The sequence below is a fragment of the Burkholderia sp. Ax-1724 genome (assembly GCF_011752995.1).
Taxonomy (GTDB): Bacteria; Pseudomonadota; Gammaproteobacteria; order Burkholderiales; family Burkholderiaceae; genus Paraburkholderia.
Genome location: NZ_VWWL01000003.1, coordinates 362,549 through 383,812, shown reverse-complemented (window position 1 = coordinate 383,812; position 21,264 = coordinate 362,549). Strand labels below are relative to the sequence as shown.

The window sequence follows — 21,264 nt, the reverse complement described above, 5'->3', positions numbered from 1 at the left end:
TGCTCAATATAGCCACGTCGATCACTCCGTTCCCCCGCCCGTTGCCGAGCAGGTCAGTGTTCTACGTGGGTCAAGATTCGATGCAAATTACTGCCGAGGGTGGGTCAGGATTCCGTGCAAATCAACAGCGAGCAGCTTCGGAGACACGCTGGCTAGCTTCATGCGCCGTCTGACCGTGAGCGGCGAGGCTGAGAACAGTGCCGCAATGTAATCGACGCTACGGCCTTCCTCCGCGAGCAGCCGGTAGGAGCGCAGCACGTCGAACGGATCGAGTCCTTCGCGCTCGCTGTTCTCGATCAGCGAAATGGCGAGGGCTTCGCCTTCGCTGACGATCCGCACGGGCACCGGATAATCGGCGGTGATGTGCTTCTGTTCGAACAGCAGGTCAAGCGCAGCCTCGCGACGCTGGCCCGCGCAGACACCATACTTGCGTTGCCTGCCACGTGATCCCTTCATCTCGTGGACGACGAGATTCTGCAGCAATCCCTTCGCACGGATATTGGCAGCGAGTCCCGGAATGCCCGACAGGGGATTCGTGCGCGCATTGAGCGGCGAGCGTCGCCGGCTGGCATACGGCACGGTCGCGATGGGCTGCTCGTTGCCGAAGTGGGTTTCGAGCGGGGAGGCCGCTTCGGCGGTTTCTACCTGAGTGGTTTCGATCTGGGCTTGCATGATTGACTCCCGAAGATTGAAAAAGCCGGGGCCGTGGTGTTGCCAGAACCTGTCAGGAACCGACCCGGCGAGGAGTCCTGACAGCTAAGGGCGCAATGGGCCGCGAGGCGTGCTCCTGGCGCTTACGCCTTCATCTGGCGCATGGCCTCAGCGAGCATCCACAGCGCGCGGTTGAGCTTCACGTTCTCGTCGATGCCGGTGATGGGACGCGTGGACATGGCGCGACCGGTGCGCGAGCGGCCATGCAGTCCGCCTTTGGTGAGGTTTTCCTGCACGCGGTTAAAGACCGTCCAGAGGTCGTCGCGGCGATCCTCGAAGCGACGCGGAGCGAGCAACTGGTTTTCGGTGATGGGGGCCGGTGCCTCTGCGTCGGTCGGGTCGTAGCGCAGGGCGAGCGCGGAGCGGGCAAACGCCTGCTGTTCGTCGCGATCGAGCGTCACGTCGCGCATGGCGTCCTTCTGCTCGCGGATCAGGTCGAAGCCGTCGAGCACATCGAATGCGCCGTTGATGACGTTCTGCACGATGTTGCCCTTGTGCGGCACGCGGATATCGACAACGTTCTCGCCCGCGACCATGCCGTTCTGGCAGACGAAGCGCAGCACGCCCGCGAGCATCTGGTAGCTGCTGGTGCCGTCGTGCGAGTTCAGGAGGACGATGTCGTTGGCTTCGTCGCCGTTGATCTGGTCGGCGTGGCGAAGGCGAAGCATGTGCTTCGTGTATTCGCGTCTGCCCTGATCGCGCACGCGGGTCTGACAGATCATGAACGGCTGGAAACCTTCGTTGCGCAGGCCGCGCAGTACGTCGATGGTGGGAATGTAGGTGTAGCGTTCCGAGCGGCTTGCGTGCTTGCCGTCCGCGAAGATGGACGGCGCGACGCGCAGAATCTGGTCGTCCGACAGGGGCGAGTCGGCCCGAAGCATCGGTGAACCGTAACGGAAAGAGGAAGTGAGTTGCATGACTATCTCCACAGCTAGAGGGTTGACGTACGGGCTGTGGGATGGCCCTGGTGCTTACGCGGGAAACCTTCCCGGTGGAACTCGGGGTTGGCTTCTGCTTTTGCCTGACACCCTGTTTCCTGCCCGTGCGACCCAGGGAGCCGGGGGCGGGGCGGTGTCAAGGAAAGAGGCGAGGGATGGTGCGGGCAACACGGTTCTTCGCCCCCGCCCTCGGCTACGGTCGCGGGACAGGGCAGGAAACGGGGCGGCAGGCAGATGCCAAGGTGCGAGTTCGACGGAAGGAATGGCGAACGCGTTTTCTGCAGCGTCAGATTGAGGTCGAGCGCGTAATCGAGTGTGTGCGCGGCCAGACGCCGCAAGCGACCCCGGCGGCGCTGCAAGATGATCCTAGGCAACTGCTTTCGGCCGCAGGCCCTCGGCGGGATCGGAGATGAGACGGTGCGTCAGCGCGAACGGGCGGGAGAGCTTTTTTCGATCCTTCGCCCGGGGCGCAAGCGGGCGCGGGAGTATCCGGCCTTGCAGGCATGGGCGGGTATTACAGGTGAGCCGTTGCGGCAGGTTCTGAAGGCGCTTGACGAGCCGGGATGCGCCGAGGCATACGCGTTTTTCACGTCGCCCAACGATCTGCTGGGTGGCCTGACACCCATCGAAGCGATGCTTGGCAAGATAGGTTCGGAAAGGGATGTCGACGACGATGCTCGACGGCTTCTGTCGACATCCCCGAGCGATCGAACGGAAGCGGTCTCTCACGCAGCCTAGGCCTATGCGGCGGTGCTTGCGTCATGAGTGCTGCGTCGTCGGGCGGATTCCGAGGCCGGGACCTGGAACTTGAGCTGCTGGATGCGAACAGTGAACCCCTGGTCCGCCTGTTCGCGCATCCGGGTGGGGATTGGGACCCGCCAGAAGAAAAGTACCGGAATCTGCGCGTCGACCCGCCGGCTGGCCACAAGGATGCGTTTGCGGTTCTTTATACCGGCAACACGCTGGCGACAGTCGCGATCGAGTGTCACATCCTTGCGGCGGACGCGGCCGACCGGTACCTATTTGCACCGGAGCCTTCGAAATCAACGCGAAGCGCGATGAAGACGCGAACGGATTGATGCGCCTCCAGTTCAAAATGAACCTCAGTGAAACTCGGATTCCGACGTGGGTTTGCCATCAAGGACGCCGCTAGCCCCGTTGGTCTCCCTGCGAGGATATGGACCGGTGTAGCCAAGCCTCCGGGATATGTCTTCGCCCGTGCGTTGAGTGAGTTCGCGGATGTGTGCTTCCTGTGGGCGAAGCCGATAAGTCGGCCCCGTGACGCTGACGCCGGCCAGCATGTGCCCGACTTCATTCCAGATTGGCGCCGTAATTCCGCTCATGCCTTCGAACATGTTCTCATGCGAGATCGAGATCCCGCGCTCGCGAATACGCTCCAGTTCCACGAGCAGGTCTTCTTCGTCGATGATGGTGTGCGGCGTAAATGCTTCCAGAGGGCTGCGCCTCAGATAGGTCTGGCTCCATTCGACAGGCTGATAGGCAAGCAGCAGCTTGCCTATCGAAGTGGAGTGAAGCGGACGGCGCAGTCCCACCGGAAGGGAGAATCGCACCGGCTTGCGCGTTTCAATGATCTCGATGGTTTCGGCAAGCTCTTCGTCTTCGGCGAGAATGCCGAGCTGCACCGTTTCGCCGATATTCGCGAAGAGCGCCTGCAATGCAGGGCGCGCAGTCGGCAGGAAGCGTTCCTTGGCGGTTATCGCCGCGGCGATCGCGTAGGTCTCCGTGCCGAGACGGTACATGCCCGATACGTTGATGACGTAGCTCGATGCCTCGAGCGAGCGGAGGAGCGTGAGGAGGCTGGTCTTCGGCAGGTGCGTCAGGGCGGCCAGTCTGGCCAGCGTCAAGCCGTTCGTGCTGATCGCCAGTTCGTAAATTACCTGCAGCACCCGGGCGGGCGAGCGTGTCGTCTCGTATTGTTTGCGCGAAGTTATGCCTTCCGCGTCGGACTTGTATCTGTTCATCACCGTGTCTTGGCGGAATCCGGGAATTGCGTTGACCTGTGTTCCGCGCCGGGCGGCGGGCTCCCGTTCACCGCAGCCACCGGCAGGCCATTATAGCGGAAGCAATTTTCCGGAGGCCGGGGCTCGAGTGGGCCTCCGCGCGGCGTCGCGCGGAGGTGCGGGCCGCGTCGGCCGTGATGCGGCGATCAGCCTTGCTGGTCCTGGAAGTAAAGCTGAGCGGGGTTGTCGACGAGGATGCCATGAAGCGTTGCCGGATCCTGCGCCCACTGCGCGAGCCGGTTCAACAGTTGCCCGTCGTCCGGAACGTCCTCTTCGTACGAGACGTGCGGCCAGTCGCTGCCCCACAAAACCCGTTGCGCATTGATGGACACGAGCGCGCGGGCGCGTTCGTCGTCGGGCGAGAAACGCCATGCCGAGAGCTTGACCCACGCCTTGCCTTCAGAGAGCAGATCGTGAAGGCCGCGAAAGCCCGGTGATGTCATCGAACTTCCCTGATACACATGCGCCATGTGATCGAACACGACCGGCACGGGCAGCCGCCGCAACAGGGGGATGAGTGCTTCGATATCCTCAGAATCGATGAAAAGCTGGACATGCCAGCCGAACGGCTGGATTTTCGCGGCGATCTCAGCGATCTCATCCACGCTCGTTCCCCCCGCCACGACGCGCTGGAGCCGCACGCCTCGTGCGCCGCGCGCATGCATGGCGGCGAGCGTATCTTCATCGACGTCCGGCTCGACCACGACCACCGCGCGGGCATGCTCGCCCATTTGCTCTGCCGAGTCCAGCGTGCACGCGTTGTCTTTCGCGAAGAAGCTCGGTTGGACGATCACGTTTCGTTCGATGCCGGTTGCACGCTTCATGCCGAGGTAGTCGCCCAGCGTCGACTCGGGCGGTTGCAGCGAGCGCGTTTCGCGCAACGGGTACTGCCCGAATGGTCCGACGATGTGCATGTGGGTGTCGCACGCACCGGGCGGAACCGCGAAGGACGGCGGTTGGATATCTCGACGGAATCCGAGTGGGTTCGCACGGGGTGGCGTTCGATTGACGGTCATGGTCTTGGGTCGGGAGGGCCGGTTCACTCAGGCTCGGTGTTTTCGGAACGGCGGTGGCCGGTGGCCGGGTCGCCAGCTTGTGTTTTCATGCTAGGCATTCCGATATCGGACGTCAATATAAAATTCGGAACAAAACTTGTTGACGGTTCCTGAACTCGTGCGGTTTAATGTTCCGAAATAAGAACGAATATTGATTTTCGGAACAAAATTTGCCGAAACAGGAGACATGACATGGCGGGACAAGTGGTGCGTATCGGCGCTGGGGCAGGCTTTGCCGGAGACCGGATCGATCCGGCGCGCGATCTCGCCGAGCGCGGCAATCTGGACTACCTCATATTCGAGTGCCTGGCGGAGCGCACGCTGGCCTATGGGCATTTGCAGCGGGCGCAGGACTCGGCCCGTGGCTACAACCCGCTGCTGGAGAAGCGGCTGAACGCGGTGCTTCCCGCCTGCATGGCGTACGGCACGACGATCGTCACCAACATGGGGGTCGCGAATCCACGGGCCGCAGCCCACGTCGCGATTGAGGCCGCTCGCAGGATGGGCCTGCGCATTCGCGTGGCCGTGGTCGAGGGCGACGACGTGACTGCCCGCATTTCCGATGCGACGTTCTTGCCCGAGATCGGCAGGACGGTTGGCGAGTCCGGCTTGCGCCTTGTCGGCGCGAACGCGTATCTGGGCGCGGAAGCCATTCTTCCGGCGCTGGACGCGGAACCCCACCTCGTGATCACCGGACGCGTCGCCGATCCCTCGCTCTTTCTCGCGCCGCTGGCGCATCGTTACGGCTGGAAGCTCGACGACTGGGCGACGCTCGGGGCGGGCACGGCCGTGGGCCATCTGCTCGAATGCACCACACAGGTCACGGGCGGCTACTTTGCCGACCCGCCGTATAAAACCGTGCCAAATCTCGCGTACGTGGGTTTTCCGCTTGCCGAGGTCGATGCCGACGGAAGCGCCGTCATTACGAAGCTGGAACGGACCGGTGGATGCGTCACCGACCTGACCGTGAAAGAACAATTGCTTTACGAGGTGCATGACCCGAGCGCGTATCTCACGCCTGACGTGACCGCCGACTTTTCCAACGTCCGCATCGACGATACCGGCGGCGACCGGGTCGCTGTCAGCGGTGCAACAGGGCGCGCGCGTCCCGACCGGCTGAAGGCGATCGTCGGCTTCGACGGCGGCTTCCTGGCGGAGGCGGAGTTCAGCTATGCCGGCCCTGGCGCGGTGCAGCGCGCGCAGCTCGCAGCGGCAATCGTCGAAGAGCGCATGCGCAACGTTCACGGCTGCGACGAACGCATCCGCCTCGATCTGATCGGCGTGAATGCGCTGCACGCCACCGCCATCCGCCGGCCGGTCGAGACGCAGGACGTGCGTTTGCGGGCGGCGATGCGTACCGGTAGCCGCGACATGGCGCAGACGCTTCTGTCCGAAGTCGAAAGCCTGTGGGTTGCGGGGCCCGCGGGCGGCGGCGGTTACCGGGGCAGTGTCAATGCTTCGGTCACGACACAGGCCGTGTATGTCGGCCGCGATTCTATCGAGACGAAGGTGGAGGTGTTGCAGTCATGAAAAGAACGGTTCCGCTCCGTGAGATTGCGTCGGCCCGTACCGGCGACAAGGGCAATGTGTCCTGTGTCTCGGTCTGGCCTTATGACCCTAAGCATTACGAAGATATCAAGGCTTCCTTGACGGCGGAGCGCATCGCGAAAGCCTGGCCGGATCTATTCCGGGGCCCGGTCGAGCGTTTCGAGATCCCCGCGCTCCAGGGTCTCAATTTCGTGATCCACGATGCGCTGGAGGGCGGCGTGAACGCTTCGCTGAATCTGGATTTTCATGGCAAATCGTTCAGCTTCCTGCTGCTGGAGCTACCAGTCGAAGTGAGCGATCTCTAACTTTGCGGCGGGAACGGACGGTTATCCGAATACATAAAATAAATTCAGGAGACAAAAATGCAGAACACGGTTTATGCCGCGACGCGGCTCGACAGATTACCGCTGAGCGCTTTTCACTGGCGCCTGTTTTTTCTGATCGGAACCGGGTTATTTCTCGATGCGTTCGACGTTTATCTGGGCGGTGTCGTCACCGGCACGCTGCTCAAATCCGGCTGGTCGACGCTGGAGTTGAATGCCTGGTTTACGACACTCACCTTCGCCGGCCTGACGGTGGGCGCGTGGTGCGCGGGTGTGCTCGGCGACCGCTTTGGCCGGCGCTTTTCGTATCAGCTCAATCTGCTCATTTTCGGTGGCGCGTCGATTGCTGCGACCTTCGCGCCGAGCATGTACTGGCTCATCGCGCTACGGTTCATCATGGGAATTGGCATGGGGGCCGAGATCGTCGTCTCGTACGGCATGCTCTCTGAGTTCGTGCCGCCCCGCTATCGCGGCCGGCTGCTGGCCGCGCTTTCCCTTTTTGCGAATTCAGCGGTGTTTGTCGCGTCACTGGCCAGCCTGTGGATCATTCCGGCTTTCGGCTGGCGCTACATGTTCGCGGTCACCGGGGTGGCCGCCGGCATCGTCTGGTTGATGCGCAAGAAAATGCCCGAGTCGCCGCGCTGGCTCGTCAGCCAGGGGCGCTTCGACGAAGCGCAGGCGGTGCTGGAGGCGATCGAATCTTCCGTTGCCCGCAAGCATGCTCTGCCCGACTACCTGCGCGAAGATCCCGTGCAGCCCGAGGCCGTGCCGCTCGGCGTGCTCTTCAGGACGCCGGTGGTGTGGCGCACGATTGTCGGCTCACTGATCATGGTGACGATCGGATACAGCATCTACGGGCTGATCAACTGGCTGCCGTCGTTTTTCGTGCACCAGGGTTTCAATATCGTGAAGTCGCTGACCTATAGCACGGTCATGTCGCTCGGCGCGCCGGCCGGCACGATTATCGGCATATTCGTTGCGGACCGGTTGGGCCGGCGCCCGGCGATCATTGGCGCGGCGCTCGCAACGGCCGTCATCGGGCTGGCCTACCAGCACACGACGTCGAGCACGGCGCTGCTGTTCGCCGGTTTTTGTCTCGTTGCGGGAATCTACGTTCTGGTGGCGGTCGGCCAGGGCGCCTACGTGCCGGAGCTGTTCGCAACGCCGTACCGGCTGCGTGGCAGCGGCATTTGCGGCACGGCTGGCCGCGCGGCCAGCGCGCTGTGCCAGTTCTTCGTGCTCTGGCTCTTCACGGTGGGCGGCGTGAACATGGTGGTCGGGTCGGTGGTGGGCATCCAGTTGCTGTTGGCGGTGATGGTCTGGCTACTGAAAATCGAGACGAGCGGATTGCGCCTGGAGGAGACAGTGGGCGATGGCGGGAGCTTCGGGGCACAGGATCAGCAAGGCGCGGTCAATGTCAGTCACTGAGCGCTAAAGAGCGACGGCAGTGCGGATTCGGTGGGGTTCAGAGTATAGATTATTTAGTCATGCGAACTTAAAAGATGGCATGAACCACCGTAGCGGAACAGATCATCGGAGGCAGGGCGTTGCCATGAAAATACGTTACATGATCGGGGCAGTGGCATTGAGTCTTTATGCTTCGAGCGCGTGGAGCCAGTCGTCGGTCACGCTTTACGGGTTGATTGACGAAGCGATCCGGTACGACAACCATCAGACGCCGTCCGGTGGTCACAACATCACGATGGGTACGGGCGGTGCGATTTTGGGGAGCCGCTGGGGATTGCGCGGCGTCGAAGATCTGGGCGCCGGGACGAAGGCCATCTTCACGCTGGAGTCGGGCTTCATTGCGAATACGGGCGCCATGGCGTTTCCCACGCCGAGCGGGCAAACCCGCATATTCGGGCGGCAAGCCTTTGTCGGACTGTCGAAAACGGGCTGGGGCACGCTGACGTTCGGCAGGCAATATCTGCTCGCCTATTTAATGGGTGCGTCGCACGACACATTCGCATTCGCCAACTATGCGGCGACCTGGGGGTTCCAGGCGGCCGGGCTGATGGGCGGCGCGCGGCTCGACAACACCGTGCAGTACAGCTCGGACAACTTTCACGGATTCAGGCTGAACGGGGCTTACACGTTTGGCGGCGTGGCCGGTGACATCCATCGCAATTCGTCGCCGGCGGTGAGTGTCGGCTATGACAACGGCGCGCTCAGCGTGGGCGTCGCGTACCAGATCGTCAACGACATCGGCGGCGAAGTACCGGCGAATAGCGGGTACGGGAACACGTATTTCGGCATTGCCATTCCACAAAGCTTGCAAAAGATTTTCATGGCCGGCGCGACCTGGACGCTCAGCAACGCCGCACTGTACGCGCAATATATTTACAGCCATGTTTATCCGGCGGATTACCGGAACGATTCGATGTCGCTGGGCGCAGCGTACCGGTTCAGCCCGGCATGGGAAATTCGCGATGCGGTCTACGTCGATATCTTGCATCACGCGGCAGGCGAGGGCGCGAGAATTACCACCGGCCCCATTCTGTTCTATCACGTCTCCAAGCGGACGGACCTCTATACCGGATTCAACTACAACCACCTGAGCGGCCAGTGGACGAAGCTGGCGTCGACCAGCGGATTTACCCAGTCTTTTAACGGCTACAACTCGCTGTTTGAAGGCGTGCTTGGGATGATTCACCGATTCTGACCGGATATGCGTGCGTACGCGGCTTCTCGTTCGCGAAGCACAGCATTTCTGTTTTACGCAAGCGCAGCTAGTTTGGAGGAAACGCAATGAACTCGGCAGGAAGGCTGGAAGGCAAGATCGCGCTCGTCACGGGCGCTGGATGCATCGGACCCGGATGGGGCAATGGGCGCGCAATCGCTGTACGGTTTGCCGCCGAGGGCGCGCATGTCGTCGCGATCGATCGCGACCTCGCATCGATGGATGAGACGCTGGAGCTGATCCGGCAGTCGGGAGGGCAGGTCACGCCATACGAGTGCGACGTGACCGACAGCGGGGCGATCGCCCAACTCGTCGCGCAAAGCACGGCGCGCCTGGGCCGCATCGACGTGCTCGTGAACAACGTGGGGGCGCCGGCGCCAGGGGGGCCTGTGCAGCTGAGCGAGGCGCAGTGGGAAAAGCAACTGGAGCTGAACCTGACGACAACCTACCTGATGTGCCGGCACGTGTTGCCGGTGATGGAGCAACAGGGCGCCGGCGTGATCGTCAATATCGCTTCGACGTCGGGCATTCGCTGGACGGGCGCTGCGCAGGTCGGTTATGCGGCAGCCAAAGCCGGCGTGATCCAGATGACGCGTGTCGTGGCGGTCGAGTACGCGCAAAAAAATATCCGCGTGAACTCGGTGGTGCCAGGGCTGCTGCATACGCCGCTGGTCGACACGACGGTCGCCCGCAACCAGACCGGCGGCGATGTTGAATTGCTGCTGAGCAAGCGTAAGGCACGCATCCCGATGCCATTCATGGGCGATGGCCGGGACACGGCCAACGCCGCGCTGTTTCTCGCGTCGGACGAGGCCCGTTTCATCACGGGCACCGAAATCGTCGTAGACGGCGGCATGAGCGCGCGCTGCGACTGACGCGAAACGGCGCTTGCGCATTTCGCCCCTTTCTGCAACTCAATACGGAGTTTCCATGGCACGCATTCCCTATCCCGATCTCAGCGCCGGTGAAATCGCGCCGCTGGTCGATCGCATCGTCGCCGAGCGCGGCCGGATGCTCAATCTCTATTCCATGCTGCTGCACAGCCCGCCCGTTTGTGAGGGCTGGCTCTCGTTCCTGACCGCGATTCGCCAACGTTCTTTGCTGCCCGCGCGGGTACGCGAGATGATCATCATGCGTATCGCGGTCATCAACGACGCCGACTACGAATTCCAGCAGCATCGTCCTATTGCGCTGTCCGTTGGCGTGAGCGAGGAAGAAATCGACGCGTTGCGAATGGGCCGTCTGAACGGATTCGACGACCGCGACCGGGCGGTGCTCGCCTACTGCGACTCGATGACGAAAAACGTGCACGTGCCGGACGACATCTTCGCGGCTGTACGGCGTCACTTTGATGATCGGGAACTTGTCGAAGTGACCGCGACGGTCGGAGCATACAACCTGGTGTCGAGGTTTCTCGAAGCGCTCCATGTGGATCACGACGATTAGCGTGCTCGCGCGCATCGATATCGCTTTACGACGAAACTGTCTGGAAGAACATCCATGAATCATTCAAGGAAGGTCATCATTACCTGCGCGGTCACGGGATCCATTCATACGCCCACGATGTCGCCGTATCTGCCCGTTACTGCTGAGCAGATCGCGCAGGCGGCGGTGGACGCTGCCGAAGCGGGCGCATCGATCGTCCACCTTCATGCAAGGAACCCCGCCGACGGGCGGCCGACTCAGGACCCTGAAGCATTCGGTGCGTTTCTGGGCGAGATCCGGCGACGCTCCAACGTGGTCGTCAACATTACGACCGGCGGCAGTCCGCACATGAGCGTGCAGGAGCGCCTGAGGCCAGCGCTGCACTTCGCGCCGGAACTGGCCTCGCTGAACATGGGGTCGATGAATTTCGGGCTGTATCCGATGCTGGACCGATATGCGCAATTCGATCACGCATGGGAGCGCGAGCATCTCGAGAAAAGCCGCGATCTGGTCTTTCGCAACACGTTCGCCGATATCGAAACGGTTCTCACCTCATGCAGTGCGCAGGGTACGCGTTTCGAGTTCGAGTGCTATGACACATCGCACCTCTACAATCTCGCGCATTTCGTCGATCGCGGGCTCGTCAAACCGCCATTCTTCGTGCAGAGCGTTTTCGGGCTGCTTGGCGGGATCGGCTCGCATCCCGAAGACCTTGCGCATATGAAGCGGACGGCCGACCGGCTGTTTGGCGCCGACTACGTATGGTCCATTCTCGGTGCGGGACGCAACCAGATGCGCCTCGCCGCGATCGGCGCGGCTCAGGCATCCTGCGTGCGCGTGGGGCTTGAGGACTCGCTTTGGATCGCCCCCGGCGAACTCGCGAAAAGCAACGCTTCTCAGGTTGAGCAGGTGTGCAAGATTTTGGCAGGGCTTGCGCTCGATGTGGCAACGCCGGACGAAGCGCGGGCGATGCTGGGGCTCAAAGGCTCGGACAACGTTCGGTTCTAGATCGCGCTATCGGCGACGTTCAGGAGCCGCTCGCACGGCAGGGATCTGGTGCAAATCGCGCGGATGTGAATCGGTTAGTCGTGCAGAAGGGCAAGTCACTGATGCATGTGGCACCGGATCGTGGCAAACGTAGCGGAGGGCCGTGTCGGGTTGAGTAGTTTTACGGCAAGCGGGGGCAGGGAGGACAAATCTGGAGGGTGACGGAACAGCAGTTTCAATCGACTGCGCCACCGGCTGGCGTTGTTCTGCATAGCCCGTCGATATAGTCCGCCCACTCCTGCATCACGCGGCGACGATTGTCGTCGAAAGTTGTCCTGTCATAGGCCTTCTGCACGTCGCCTCGTTTCGCGTGTGCGAGTTGCGCTTCGAGAACATCGATGTCGATGCCGAGTTGCTCCCGGCCAACGGTCCGCAGCATGCCGCGGAACCCATGAGTAGCGTGTTTTCCCTGGAAACCCATCTCGCGCAGGGCCTTGCTTAACGCGTCGCGATGTAAATGCGGAGTCTTCTGACGAGCCGGAGACGGAAACACATAGTGTCCGCGGCCTGTAAGCGACTGCAATTCGCCGAGCAACGCAACCGCTTGCTTGGGTAGAGGCACAATATGGTCGTGGCGCATCTTCATCCGCACGGCCAGAACATGCCATTCGCCCGCTTTCAGGTCAATTTCGTCCCACGGTGCAGATGCGACCACGCCGGGGCGTAAGCTCGTGAGCATGGTCAGTTTCAGTGCGGCCCTGGTAATCGGCGACTTGTAGGTATTGATGGCTTGCACTAGCGAGGCGATCTCGGTGGGTTTCGTAATCGCCGGGATGTGGCCTTTCTCGTGTCGCGGGATGACGCCGCGCAGCGACAACGGAACACCGTCGTCTCGCAGGCTATGGTGGATCGCATACGTCACGATGCCGCCGACGTATTGGCGAGCCTTCGTTGCGAGATTGGGGGCATGCGCCGCTATTGCTTCCAACACCGGTTTGACTTCCGACGTCGCGAGCGTCGAAATGGGCTTGCTGCGTAATGGCGGGATCAGGTATTGCCGAACTACGAACTCCGCTTTGCGGTAAGTCTCGTCGGCCCACTCCTTGCGCTTGAACGCGAGCCAATTCTCCGCGACGAGACCGAACGCTCCTTCAGCGATGCGTTTGCGTGCAGCGGCCTCGGCTCTGCGATGCTCGACCGGATCAGTACCATCACGCACGAGACTACGCGTAATCGCAGCTGACTTGCGCGCGTCGACGAGTGTAACTTCGGGATAGGGACCAAGACTGAGAAAGTTCTCCTTTCCCGTACTCGGGCGACGATAACGGAGCAGCCACGTTTTGCTTCCGTCCGGCCAGATGCGCGGGGCAAGCCCGTTACCGTCCGAGAGCAGGTAAGGGCGTTCGCGCGGTTTGGCGACGCGAAACACTACTTCGGACTTCGGTTCGGCGTGTTTGGGCATCGCTCGGTACCTCGATTCCGTGTATACGCAAGAAAGAGTGTACGCAAAAATCGCCGATGCCACCGGTATATGACGGCTGTCCACGGAAACAAAAAACCCCGTAAGACTTTGATCTTACGGGGTTTCTCGAACTACTGCGGCTTACGCCGGAACAACCGTTGGTGCCCAGGAGAGGACTCGAACCTCCACGGTGTTGCCACCGCTAGGACCTGAACCTAGTGCGTCTACCAATTCCGCCACCTGGGCACGTCTTCAAGCTAGACCGCTATTTTAGCGTGACGATCAAGTTTGTCAATCCCTGCTTCAAACAAACTTTCCTGTCCGCCCGGTCGAATCGCGCAGCGAAGTTGCTTTCGCGACCGATCCCCCCGTCCTGCTCATCCGAGCCGACCGATCGTAAAACAGCCTGTCGGACTACCGGGTCTTACACAAAAAAGTAGAGCCGCCCAGAAGGCGGCTCTACTTTTGAATCTGGTGCCCAGGAGAGGACTCGAACCTCCACAGTGTTGCCACCGCTAGGACCTGAACCTAGTGCGTCTACCAATTTCGCCACCTGGGCAGGTGATGAACAGCAAAGAACGCCATTATAGCGACCGATTCAGGTCTGTCAAGCATCGCGCCAAAGTCGATCGAAGCCCGGCGCAAGCTGTCGCGCCATGTCCGGCAGAGGTCGCAGACGCCCCGCTTGGCGCGCGGCACGGGTGTTAGAATGCCTCGCAGTACTGCGTTGGCCTCTGTCGTTCGTTGGCATATCGGCAGGGCCTCGAGCGGGAGCCGGCGCTTCGCCGTCTCCGGTGAGTTTGCAACGCAGTCGCAGTAGAGCACGGCAGGCGCAACAACCGATGCAACGAGAGGCGCTGTGCAGTTGCAGCTTGCAACCGAGCGCATATCGCAAACGTCTAACAGGCCGGGCCCTCACGTCGGCCGACGTCCATGCAACGAGAAAAAATCATCGACAAGCCCTTGAGCAAATTTCCGTATCCGATTCCAAGCCGCGAAGAAATCCTCGGCGTGCTGCGCACGAGTGAAACGCCGCTTGCCGCGAACGACATCGCCGAAGCCTTGTCGATCAAGCGCCAGGAGCGCGAAGGATTTTTCAAGCGTCTCGGCGCGATGGAGCGCGACGGCCAGATCCGGCTCGATCAGCGCAACCTCTATCAACTCACCCATCCGTCGAACTTCGTCGCGGGCCGCGTGCAGGGTCATCGCGACGGCTACGGCTTCCTGATTCGCGACGACGGCCAGGACGACCTGTTCCTGCCCAACGGCGAAATGCAAAAGGTCATGCACAACGACCGCGTGCTCGCGCGCATCGTCGGCTATGACCGGCGCGGGCGCCCGGAAGGGCACATCGTCGAGGTCACTGACCGCGCCAACAAGCGCGTGATCGGGCGTCTGCTCAACGAGAACGGCGCGCTGATCGTCGCGCCTGAAGACAAGCGCATCGGCCACGACATCCTGATCACGCAGAACACCAAGAAGGCCAAGGTCGGCCAGGTCGTGGTGGTCGAGCTGACCGATTTCCCGAGCCGTCATTCGCAGCCGCTCGGCCGCGTGGTCGAAGTGCTCGGCGATATCGACGACCCCGGCATGGAAATCGAAATCGCGGTGCGCAAGTATGGCGTGCCGCACGAGTTCGGCGAGGCCGCGCTCGACGAAGCCGCGCGCCTGCCCGACGAAGTGCGTCCGGCCGACGTTCACCATCGCGTCGATCTGCGCGACGTGCCGCTCGTCACGATCGACGGCGAGGACGCGCGCGACTTCGACGACGCGGTCTATTGCGAGCCGGTCAAGGTCGGCCGTGGCGACGGTTTCCGCCTGATCGTCGCGATCGCTGACGTGTCGCACTACGTGCATCCGAAGAGCGGGCTCGACACCGACGCGATCGAGCGCAGCACCTCGGTGTATTTCCCGCGCCGCGTGATTCCGATGCTGCCGGAGAAGCTGTCGAACGGGCTGTGCTCGCTCAATCCGCAAGTGGACCGCTGCGTGCTCGTGTGCGACATGATCGTCACCGCGCGCGGCGACGTGAAGGCCTACCAGTTCTATCCCGGCGTGATGCATTCGGCCGCGCGGCTCACTTATACGGAAGTCGCCGCGGTGCTGAAGAACACCAAGGGCCCCGAGGCGACGCGCCGCGCCGCGCTGCTGCCGCAATTGCAGAATCTGTACGGCGTGTACAAGGCGTTGTTCGCGGCGCGCCAGAAACGCGGCGCGATCGACTTCGATACGACCGAGACGTACATCGTCTGCAATGCGCAGGGCAAGATCGAGCAGATCGTGCCGCGCACGCGCAACGACGCGCATAAGCTGATCGAGGAATGCATGCTGGCCGCGAACGTGTGCGCGGCCGACTTCCTCAAGCGCAACAAACATCCTGGCCTGTTCCGCGTGCATGCGGGACCGAGCGCGGAAAAGCTTGAGAATCTGCGTACGTTCCTGCGCGGCATGGGCCTGACGCTCGGCGGCGGCGACACGCCGCACGCGAGCGATTACGCGGCGCTGATGGCGCAGATCCGCGACCGGCCCGACGCGCCGATGCTGCAGACGATGCTGCTGCGCTCGATGCAGCAGGCGGTCTACAGCCCCGACAACATCGGCCACTTCGGTCTCGCGTACGAGGCCTATGCGCACTTCACGAGCCCGATTCGCCGTTACCCGGACCTGCTCACGCATCGCGCGATCTACGCGATTCTGCAGGGCCGTAAGTATCAGCCCGAGCCGCCGCACGGCGTCGAACTCAATACCGCGCTCTCACCGCGTGCCCGCGCGATGCAGCAGGCCGACGAGGAAAAGCGCGGCACCCGCGCGCGGGCGAACAACGTCGCGATCTGGGAGGAACTCGGTCTGCACTGCTCGGCGAACGAGCGTCGCGCGGACGAAGCATCGCGCGACGTCGAAGCCTGGCTCAAGTGCTATTTCATGCGCGACAAGCTCGGCGAAGAGTATGGCGGCATGGTCAACGGCGTGACGTCGTTCGGCATCTTCGTGCAGCTCGATTCGCTGTTTATCGAAGGTCTCGTGCATGTGACCGAACTCGGTTCGGACTACTTCCAGTACGACGAGATCAAGAACGAGCTGCGTGGCGAGCGTACCGGTATTCGTTATCGCCTGTCGGATCGCGTGCGTGTGCAGGTGAGCCGCGTCGATCTCGACGCGCGCAAGATCGACTTCCGCCTCGTGCGCGACACGCCGATCAAGCCGCCCGCGTCGCGCGGCGCATCGGCCGACCGCAGCGAAGGCGGCGGGCCGCGCGTACGTGCATTGCCGGCAGAGGACAACGGCGTGCCGGTGCCGGGTCCGCGGCGCAAGAAGGCCGCGCCGGCGCAGAGCGCGGCGATCAAGGAAGCGCGCGCGGCGCGCGGCGCGGCGAAGAAGCGTAGCGCCGCGACGAAGGCGACGTCGAAGCAGGCACGCAAGAAGCGCTGAGGTCGTCGCAGTGTCCGGGCCGCGCGCAGCGGGCACGTGAAGCGTGCCGGTTGCGCGCGGTCTGCATTTGGGTGGGCAGCGGTTTGGGCGGCTGAAGCGCGAGGCGCAACAACGCCGTACGCGCGGTGGCGCGCGTGCACACTACGCAGTACGACCTCGGCACGACACAGGTTTTTATCTTCATCACAGCGGCGCGTTTGACGCGCGCCCAATCAAAGGTTGTTCAGTCATGGCACGTCTCAAGGTTTTATACGGTTTCCACGCAGTGACCGCGCGTATCCGGCACGATGCGTCGACGGTCGAAGATGTCTATTACGACGCGACGCGCAAGGACCGTCGTATGACCGAGTTCCTGCATGCCGCGAAGGAAGCGGGCGTGCGCCTGATTGCCGCCGACGAAACGCGGCTGTGGGGGCTCGCGCATACCGAGCGCCACCAGGGCGTGGTCGCGCGCGCCGGCGATTTGCCGCTCGCGCAGAACCTTGCCGAACTGCTCGACGGCATCACCGGTTCGCCGCTGATCCTCGTGCTCGACGGCGTGACTGATCCGCACAATCTCGGCGCGTGCCTGCGTGTCGCCGACGCGGCCGGCGCACATGCGGTGATCGCGCCGCGCGATCGCGCGGTGGGCCTGAACGCCACCGCGGCGAAGGTCGCGAGCGGCGCGGCCGATACCGTGCCGTACATCACCGTGACGAATCTGGCGCGCGCGCTGCGCGAGCTGAAGGATGCGGGCGTGTGGGTGGTCGGTACGGCCGGCGAGGCAGAGAAGAGCGTCTACGAAACCGGACTCGACGGTCCGGTCGCGCTCGTGATGGGCGCCGAAGGCGAGGGCATGCGGCGTCTGACACGCGAAACGTGTGACGTGATCATGCACATTCCGATGGCGGGGACGGTGGAGAGTCTGAATGTTTCGGTTGCCAGCGGCGTGTGTCTGTTCGAGGCGGTGCGGCAGAGAGCGGTGAAGAAGTAATTCCTGTTGGTCAATGGCTTCCGCCCGGAGCGCACTGGTGTTCCGGGCGGGTTGCTCGTGATGTAGCGAGAGATTCTGTTGATTGATGTGGGTAATGACGTATTCTAAATATCCAGATAACCTCGGGGGCCGCTGCTCAGATATTGGATATTGGTTTTCCCTTTTTCTTTCAGGAAGGCGACTGCGTTTCTGAATAGTGGATTATTCATATCCTGTTCTTCTATTATTCGCCACAGATCTTCGCCTTCTGATTTCATTTTCAGAAAATGAGCGTTGAATGGTTCGTCCACGTAGGCTCTGGCTATATAGTGAACGTTTTCGTCGATAAACTCGTAAATGTCGTATTCGTAATAATAATCGTACATTCCATTTTCATCGGAGTCGCTGCTGTCGATGTGGCGTGCTGATATTACTTGCATGGATATGTTATTTGAAAAATATCTATTGTAAAAGATGGTTTTTATTTGATGTAAAATGTTGCGTCATGGTGTAATACCGCGTTAACGAGAAATTTTTAGATTGTGCTGCGTTATCCGATCCTTGTTACGCAGACTACATCATAGCCGTCGGCCCTGCATACGCATCGTAGGCGATAATCCGGCGGCTCAGCTACTCCTTATTATCGCGTCAACTTGCCTGCCAAAGTGGCAGGCAAGTTGACTATTGGCTCAATAGCCACTTTAATTCGTTGAGAAAAGAAGTAGTTGTGTGACCCCAAAGTTTTGGATAAAAGCCATTGTTATAGTTTTTTTCAAAGGCTGAATCAAGATCCACTGGATGTTCATCCATGAATAAATTTATCTCTTTGATCATTTCGTAATGGTAATCTCGTGGGCTATCTCTCTTGTAGCATGAGATGATTTCCGGAATTGTATTTCCCCATAAATCAAAATCCTGATTAAAATATGCTCCAAAGAGTTCATGCATCCGTGGATAGTGATCTGATAGCATGTTTTACCTTTGATCAATGCATGCGACCTGTCTTTCTCGGTTTATTTTGAAAAAGGAGACAATTTTCACAGTTTCACTCCGCAGGTCGGAATCCTAATCGAGATGCTTACTAAATAGAATCTGGGACTGCGGGTATGGTGTTTTGTCGATCATTTAATTGATTGCGCCCGGGTCATGCTAGTGTTTCCGGGCGGGTTGGGAGCGATATGATAAGCGACAGGTTACTCGTTTAAAAGCCGCTTTAATTCATCCAGAAAAGAAGCGGTTGTATGACCCCACAATGCCGGATCAAATTCCGCGCCATATTTAGTTTCAAATGTAGAATCAAGATCATTCGGGTGTTCGTCCATAAAATAATTTATTTCATTGATTAGTTCGTTATGGCGTTCTTGTGGATTATCTTTTTTATAGCAGGAAACAATTTCCGGGATTGTATTGCCAAACAAATCGAAGTCCTGACCGAAGTAGGCCCGAAAAACAAGGCTCATCTGTGAGTAGTGTTCCGAAGGCATCATTCACCTTTCATTGATGTAGGTAGTAAAAATCTAATATGGCATGCCATTGTAGACCTGGTATTTCAAAACGACGATCACCCTATTCATTGATGTCAGCTTCCCCGTCGATCTTGTTATTCCGTAACCAATTTCCCCCGGAACTGTTTTAACGAGATCGAGCGTCGAATTTCGAACTGCGGTCTTCGCCCAGGTTTGGATTCTTGTCGTATTGGCGCTTATAACTTCCGATATCGCCCATTCGGCTCGTTCCAGACTGGCAAAAGACGATACGACTTGCCGCCTTGGCTCAAGCTGCAGCCTTTCCCGCAACTGTGCCTCCGTTCTTTCAACGTGCTTCAGTATCGTATGCCCGCCAATCGAACTACCCATTTTCGCCTCATGCGCATGCAGATTAATACGCCCGATCGTAATCCGCGCCGCCCGCGCAGCCTTGATCGAACTGGCGAATCCGAACGGTACAGCGATATCGAGCGACAGACCGATCTGATTCGCTATGTCCGGGCGGGCTTTGAGCGTTTCGGCGAGTTTCGTCGCACTCTGCTGCGTTAGCGTGGCGATGTTCAGCCCCGTCAAAACCTGACGCAGTCCGGCCGCTGCGGTGTCCGAACCATGCACGCCGAACACGACGCAGCCGGCTTTGCCTGCCATCGTCGGCTCCGGCAGCACGCATGGCGTGCTCGCTCCGATCATTTCCACCACGCCGGCGGCGACCTGCAGGCCGCCCCAAAGCCGGTTGGAAAGCATCTCCGCGTGGCTGATCGACGCGCGGCCAGTATGGCGGCCAGTTGCGGCGCGCTGAGCACCACACGCACGCCATTCGAGCCATATTCTTGCGACATTCGAAAGTCCTCTGTCATTGAGTGGACCTGCGAAACTAGCAAGCGACAGGAGGATGCGGAATGGGCGAAGGATGATTCTGCGCTTCCGTTGCTTTTTATCATGGGCATCGACACAGCTTCGCTCGATGCGCGGCGCGCAACTGGCCCAAACGAGTGCTCGCCGAGCCACTCCGGTAAACTAACGCTTTTTCACGCTTTTCCCGCCTCTCTCATGACTCAAGACGAACTCAAGCAACTGGTCGGCCAGGCCGCCGCCGATTACGTGAACGCCAACGTGCCGCAAGGCTCGGTGATCGGCGTCGGCACGGGCTCCACCGCGAACTGCTTCATCGACGCGCTGGCCGCCGTCAAATCCCGCTATCGCGGCGCGGTGTCGAGTTCGCTCGCCACGACCGCGCGCCTGCAATCGCATGGCTTCAAGGTGCTCGATCTCAACGAGATCGATTCGCTGCCCGTGTACGTCGACGGCGCCGACGAGATCGACCGCAGCGGCGCGATGATCAAGGGCGGCGGCGGCGCGCTCACGCGCGAGAAGATCGTCGCGTCGGTGTCGGACGTATTCGTTTGCATCGCCGATGCGAGCAAGCTCGTCGACACGCTCGGCAACTTCCCCTTGCCGATCGAAGTCGTGCCGATGGCGCGTACCGCGATCGGCCGTCGCGTGACGGCGCTCGGCGGCGTGCCGGTCGTGCGCGTAACGAAAGAGGGCGTGCCGTTCATCACCGACAACGGCAACGAGATCATCGACGTGAAGGGCTTGAGCATCAGCGATCCGCGTACGCTCGAAACACACATCAACGCATGGCCGGGCGTCGTCACGGTCGGCCTGTTCGCGGGCCGTGGCGCGAACCTGTGCCTGCTCGGCACCGACACCGGCGTGCAGACGATCACGTACGGCGAGAAGTAAGCGAAGCGTTTCTATTCGCTCCAACGCGTGTGAGCCGTTCAGCCGGTTCACACGCGTTTTTTATGGCTCTTCCGGAAAGGATCGGACGGGCAAATGAGCGGGTAAATAAACCTACAAATAAACCCACAAATAAACCTGAAAATAAGCAGTCGAATCAATCAAGGCCCATCGGCTCCAGGCCGTGAACCGGCACTTTGAATTATTCGCGTACTGTCAGGCGTCGAATGTGGGCACCCGCACGCACAGCGATGAACGCGCCACCTACACTCTTTGCTAGTGACAGGTGGCGTTTTTGACAGGCAGGACGCGAGATGAGCGGCGATCGAGTGCAACCGGTTCGTCGCTCCCGGTGGTGCCAGGAAGAGACTCGACAGAATCATCGAGTGCCTTCTCGACACCGGCCTTCCCAGTCTCGCCGATTTTCTCGAAGATCGCGCGCCGCTTGCCGGCAAACCTGTCACCACGTCGTCGATCTCGCGTCTGCTGTTTGCGCACAGATG

Annotated in this window: 19 protein-coding genes, 2 tRNA genes and 2 pseudogenes; 12 read left to right on the top strand and 11 right to left on the bottom strand. The window is 60.7% G+C overall.

Features of this window, described 5'->3' with window-relative positions:
- Positions 1 to 123: 123 nt before the first annotated feature.
- Positions 124 to 672 (bottom strand): annotated as a pseudogene (locus F3J19_RS05805) (ParB/Srx family N-terminal domain-containing protein); the annotation flags it as partial.
- Positions 673 to 794: 122 nt separating this feature from the next.
- Complete coding sequence (locus F3J19_RS05800; RefSeq protein WP_167038669.1) at positions 795 to 1,628, bottom strand: DUF932 domain-containing protein; 834 nt, start codon at positions 1,626 to 1,628, stop codon at positions 795 to 797.
- Positions 1,629 to 2,009: 381 nt separating this feature from the next.
- Here F3J19_RS05800 and F3J19_RS05795 point away from each other — a divergent pair, with 381 nt between their 5' ends.
- Both F3J19_RS05795 and F3J19_RS05790 read left to right on the top strand, forming a co-directional pair.
- Positions 2,010 to 2,387, top strand: a complete 378-nt coding sequence (locus F3J19_RS05795) for a hypothetical protein (RefSeq protein ID WP_167038667.1) — start codon at positions 2,010 to 2,012, stop codon at positions 2,385 to 2,387.
- A gap of 23 nt (positions 2,388 to 2,410) precedes the next feature.
- Positions 2,411 to 2,728 (top strand): hypothetical protein, encoded by a 318-nt coding sequence (locus F3J19_RS05790; protein WP_167038665.1) that lies wholly within the window; start codon positions 2,411 to 2,413, stop codon positions 2,726 to 2,728.
- Between the two features lie 24 nt (positions 2,729 to 2,752).
- Here the strand turns inward: F3J19_RS05790 and F3J19_RS05785 are convergent, their stop codons facing one another.
- Positions 2,753 to 3,631 carry an IclR family transcriptional regulator gene (locus F3J19_RS05785; RefSeq protein ID WP_167038663.1) on the bottom strand — a complete coding sequence of 293 codons (879 nt, stop codon included), beginning with the start codon at positions 3,629 to 3,631 and terminating at the stop codon, positions 2,753 to 2,755.
- Between the two features lie 185 nt (positions 3,632 to 3,816).
- Positions 3,817 to 4,713 carry an amidohydrolase family protein gene (locus tag F3J19_RS05780; RefSeq protein WP_345889915.1) on the bottom strand — a complete coding sequence of 299 codons (897 nt, stop codon included), beginning with the start codon at positions 4,711 to 4,713 and terminating at the stop codon, positions 3,817 to 3,819.
- Positions 4,714 to 4,917: 204 nt separating this feature from the next.
- Between F3J19_RS05780 and F3J19_RS05775 the strand changes: the two genes are divergently transcribed.
- From F3J19_RS05775 to F3J19_RS05745, 7 genes are all read left to right on the top strand, one after another.
- A complete protein-coding gene (locus F3J19_RS05775; protein ID WP_167038661.1) occupies positions 4,918 to 6,255 on the top strand; it encodes an acyclic terpene utilization AtuA family protein in 1,338 nt (445 codons plus the stop codon).
- The gene (locus F3J19_RS05770) at positions 6,252 to 6,578 is read left to right on the top strand and encodes a hypothetical protein (protein ID WP_167038659.1); all 327 of its coding nucleotides are present in this window, start codon (positions 6,252 to 6,254) and stop codon (positions 6,576 to 6,578) included. Before F3J19_RS05775 ends, F3J19_RS05770 begins: the two co-directional genes overlap by 4 nt.
- Positions 6,579 to 6,635: 57 nt before the next feature.
- Positions 6,636 to 8,024 (top strand): MFS transporter, encoded by a 1,389-nt coding sequence (locus F3J19_RS05765; protein ID WP_167038657.1) that lies wholly within the window; start codon positions 6,636 to 6,638, stop codon positions 8,022 to 8,024.
- 139 nt (positions 8,025 to 8,163) lie between these two features.
- Positions 8,164 to 9,258, top strand: coding sequence for a porin (locus F3J19_RS05760; protein WP_240158761.1), 1,095 nt, complete (start codon positions 8,164 to 8,166; stop codon positions 9,256 to 9,258).
- Positions 9,259 to 9,344: 86 nt separating this feature from the next.
- Positions 9,345 to 10,151: an SDR family NAD(P)-dependent oxidoreductase gene (locus F3J19_RS05755; protein WP_167038655.1), complete on the top strand. Its 807-nt coding sequence runs from the start codon at positions 9,345 to 9,347 to the stop codon at positions 10,149 to 10,151.
- Positions 10,152 to 10,206: 55 nt separating this feature from the next.
- A complete protein-coding gene (locus F3J19_RS05750; RefSeq protein WP_167038653.1) occupies positions 10,207 to 10,722 on the top strand; it encodes a carboxymuconolactone decarboxylase family protein in 516 nt (171 codons plus the stop codon).
- Between the two features lie 54 nt (positions 10,723 to 10,776).
- Entirely contained in the window at positions 10,777 to 11,709 is a 933-nt protein-coding gene (locus F3J19_RS05745) for a 3-keto-5-aminohexanoate cleavage protein (RefSeq protein ID WP_167038651.1), read from the top strand.
- Positions 11,710 to 11,923: 214 nt separating this feature from the next.
- Here F3J19_RS05745 and F3J19_RS05740 read toward each other — a convergent pair whose 3' ends face one another.
- The 3 genes from F3J19_RS05740 to F3J19_RS05730 form a co-directional block, all read right to left on the bottom strand.
- A complete protein-coding gene (locus tag F3J19_RS05740) occupies positions 11,924 to 13,150 on the bottom strand; it encodes an integrase arm-type DNA-binding domain-containing protein (protein ID WP_167038649.1) in 1,227 nt (408 codons plus the stop codon).
- 159 nt (positions 13,151 to 13,309) lie between these two features.
- Positions 13,310 to 13,396, bottom strand: a tRNA-Leu gene (locus tag F3J19_RS05735).
- A gap of 226 nt (positions 13,397 to 13,622) precedes the next feature.
- A tRNA-Leu gene (locus tag F3J19_RS05730) sits at positions 13,623 to 13,709 on the bottom strand.
- 374 nt (positions 13,710 to 14,083) lie between these two features.
- On the opposite strand from F3J19_RS05730, the gene rnr reads away from it, so the two are divergent.
- Together rnr and rlmB are read left to right on the top strand one after the other, a co-directional pair.
- Positions 14,084 to 16,579, top strand: a complete 2,496-nt coding sequence (gene rnr / locus F3J19_RS05725; protein WP_167038647.1) for a ribonuclease R — start codon at positions 14,084 to 14,086, stop codon at positions 16,577 to 16,579.
- Positions 16,580 to 16,808: 229 nt separating this feature from the next.
- Complete coding sequence (gene rlmB, locus F3J19_RS05720; protein WP_167038645.1) at positions 16,809 to 17,552, top strand: 23S rRNA (guanosine(2251)-2'-O)-methyltransferase RlmB; 744 nt, start codon at positions 16,809 to 16,811, stop codon at positions 17,550 to 17,552.
- Positions 17,553 to 17,656: 104 nt separating this feature from the next.
- Here the strand turns inward: rlmB and F3J19_RS05715 are convergent, their stop codons facing one another.
- From F3J19_RS05715 to F3J19_RS05700, 4 genes and pseudogenes are all read right to left on the bottom strand, one after another.
- Entirely contained in the window at positions 17,657 to 17,971 is a 315-nt protein-coding gene (locus F3J19_RS05715; protein ID WP_167038644.1) for a hypothetical protein, read from the bottom strand.
- A 241-nt stretch (positions 17,972 to 18,212) separates the two neighbouring features.
- Positions 18,213 to 18,479: a contact-dependent growth inhibition system immunity protein gene (locus F3J19_RS05710; protein WP_240158770.1), complete on the bottom strand. Its 267-nt coding sequence runs from the start codon at positions 18,477 to 18,479 to the stop codon at positions 18,213 to 18,215.
- A gap of 245 nt (positions 18,480 to 18,724) precedes the next feature.
- Entirely contained in the window at positions 18,725 to 19,018 is a 294-nt protein-coding gene (locus F3J19_RS05705; RefSeq protein ID WP_240158760.1) for a contact-dependent growth inhibition system immunity protein, read from the bottom strand.
- Positions 19,019 to 19,048: 30 nt separating this feature from the next.
- Positions 19,049 to 19,857 (bottom strand): annotated as a pseudogene (locus F3J19_RS05700) (RNase A-like domain-containing protein).
- A 211-nt stretch (positions 19,858 to 20,068) separates the two neighbouring features.
- On the opposite strand from F3J19_RS05700, the gene rpiA reads away from it, so the two are divergent.
- Positions 20,069 to 20,764, top strand: a complete 696-nt coding sequence (gene rpiA / locus F3J19_RS05695; RefSeq protein ID WP_167038638.1) for a ribose-5-phosphate isomerase RpiA — start codon at positions 20,069 to 20,071, stop codon at positions 20,762 to 20,764.
- Positions 20,765 to 21,264: the final 500 nt, after the last annotated feature.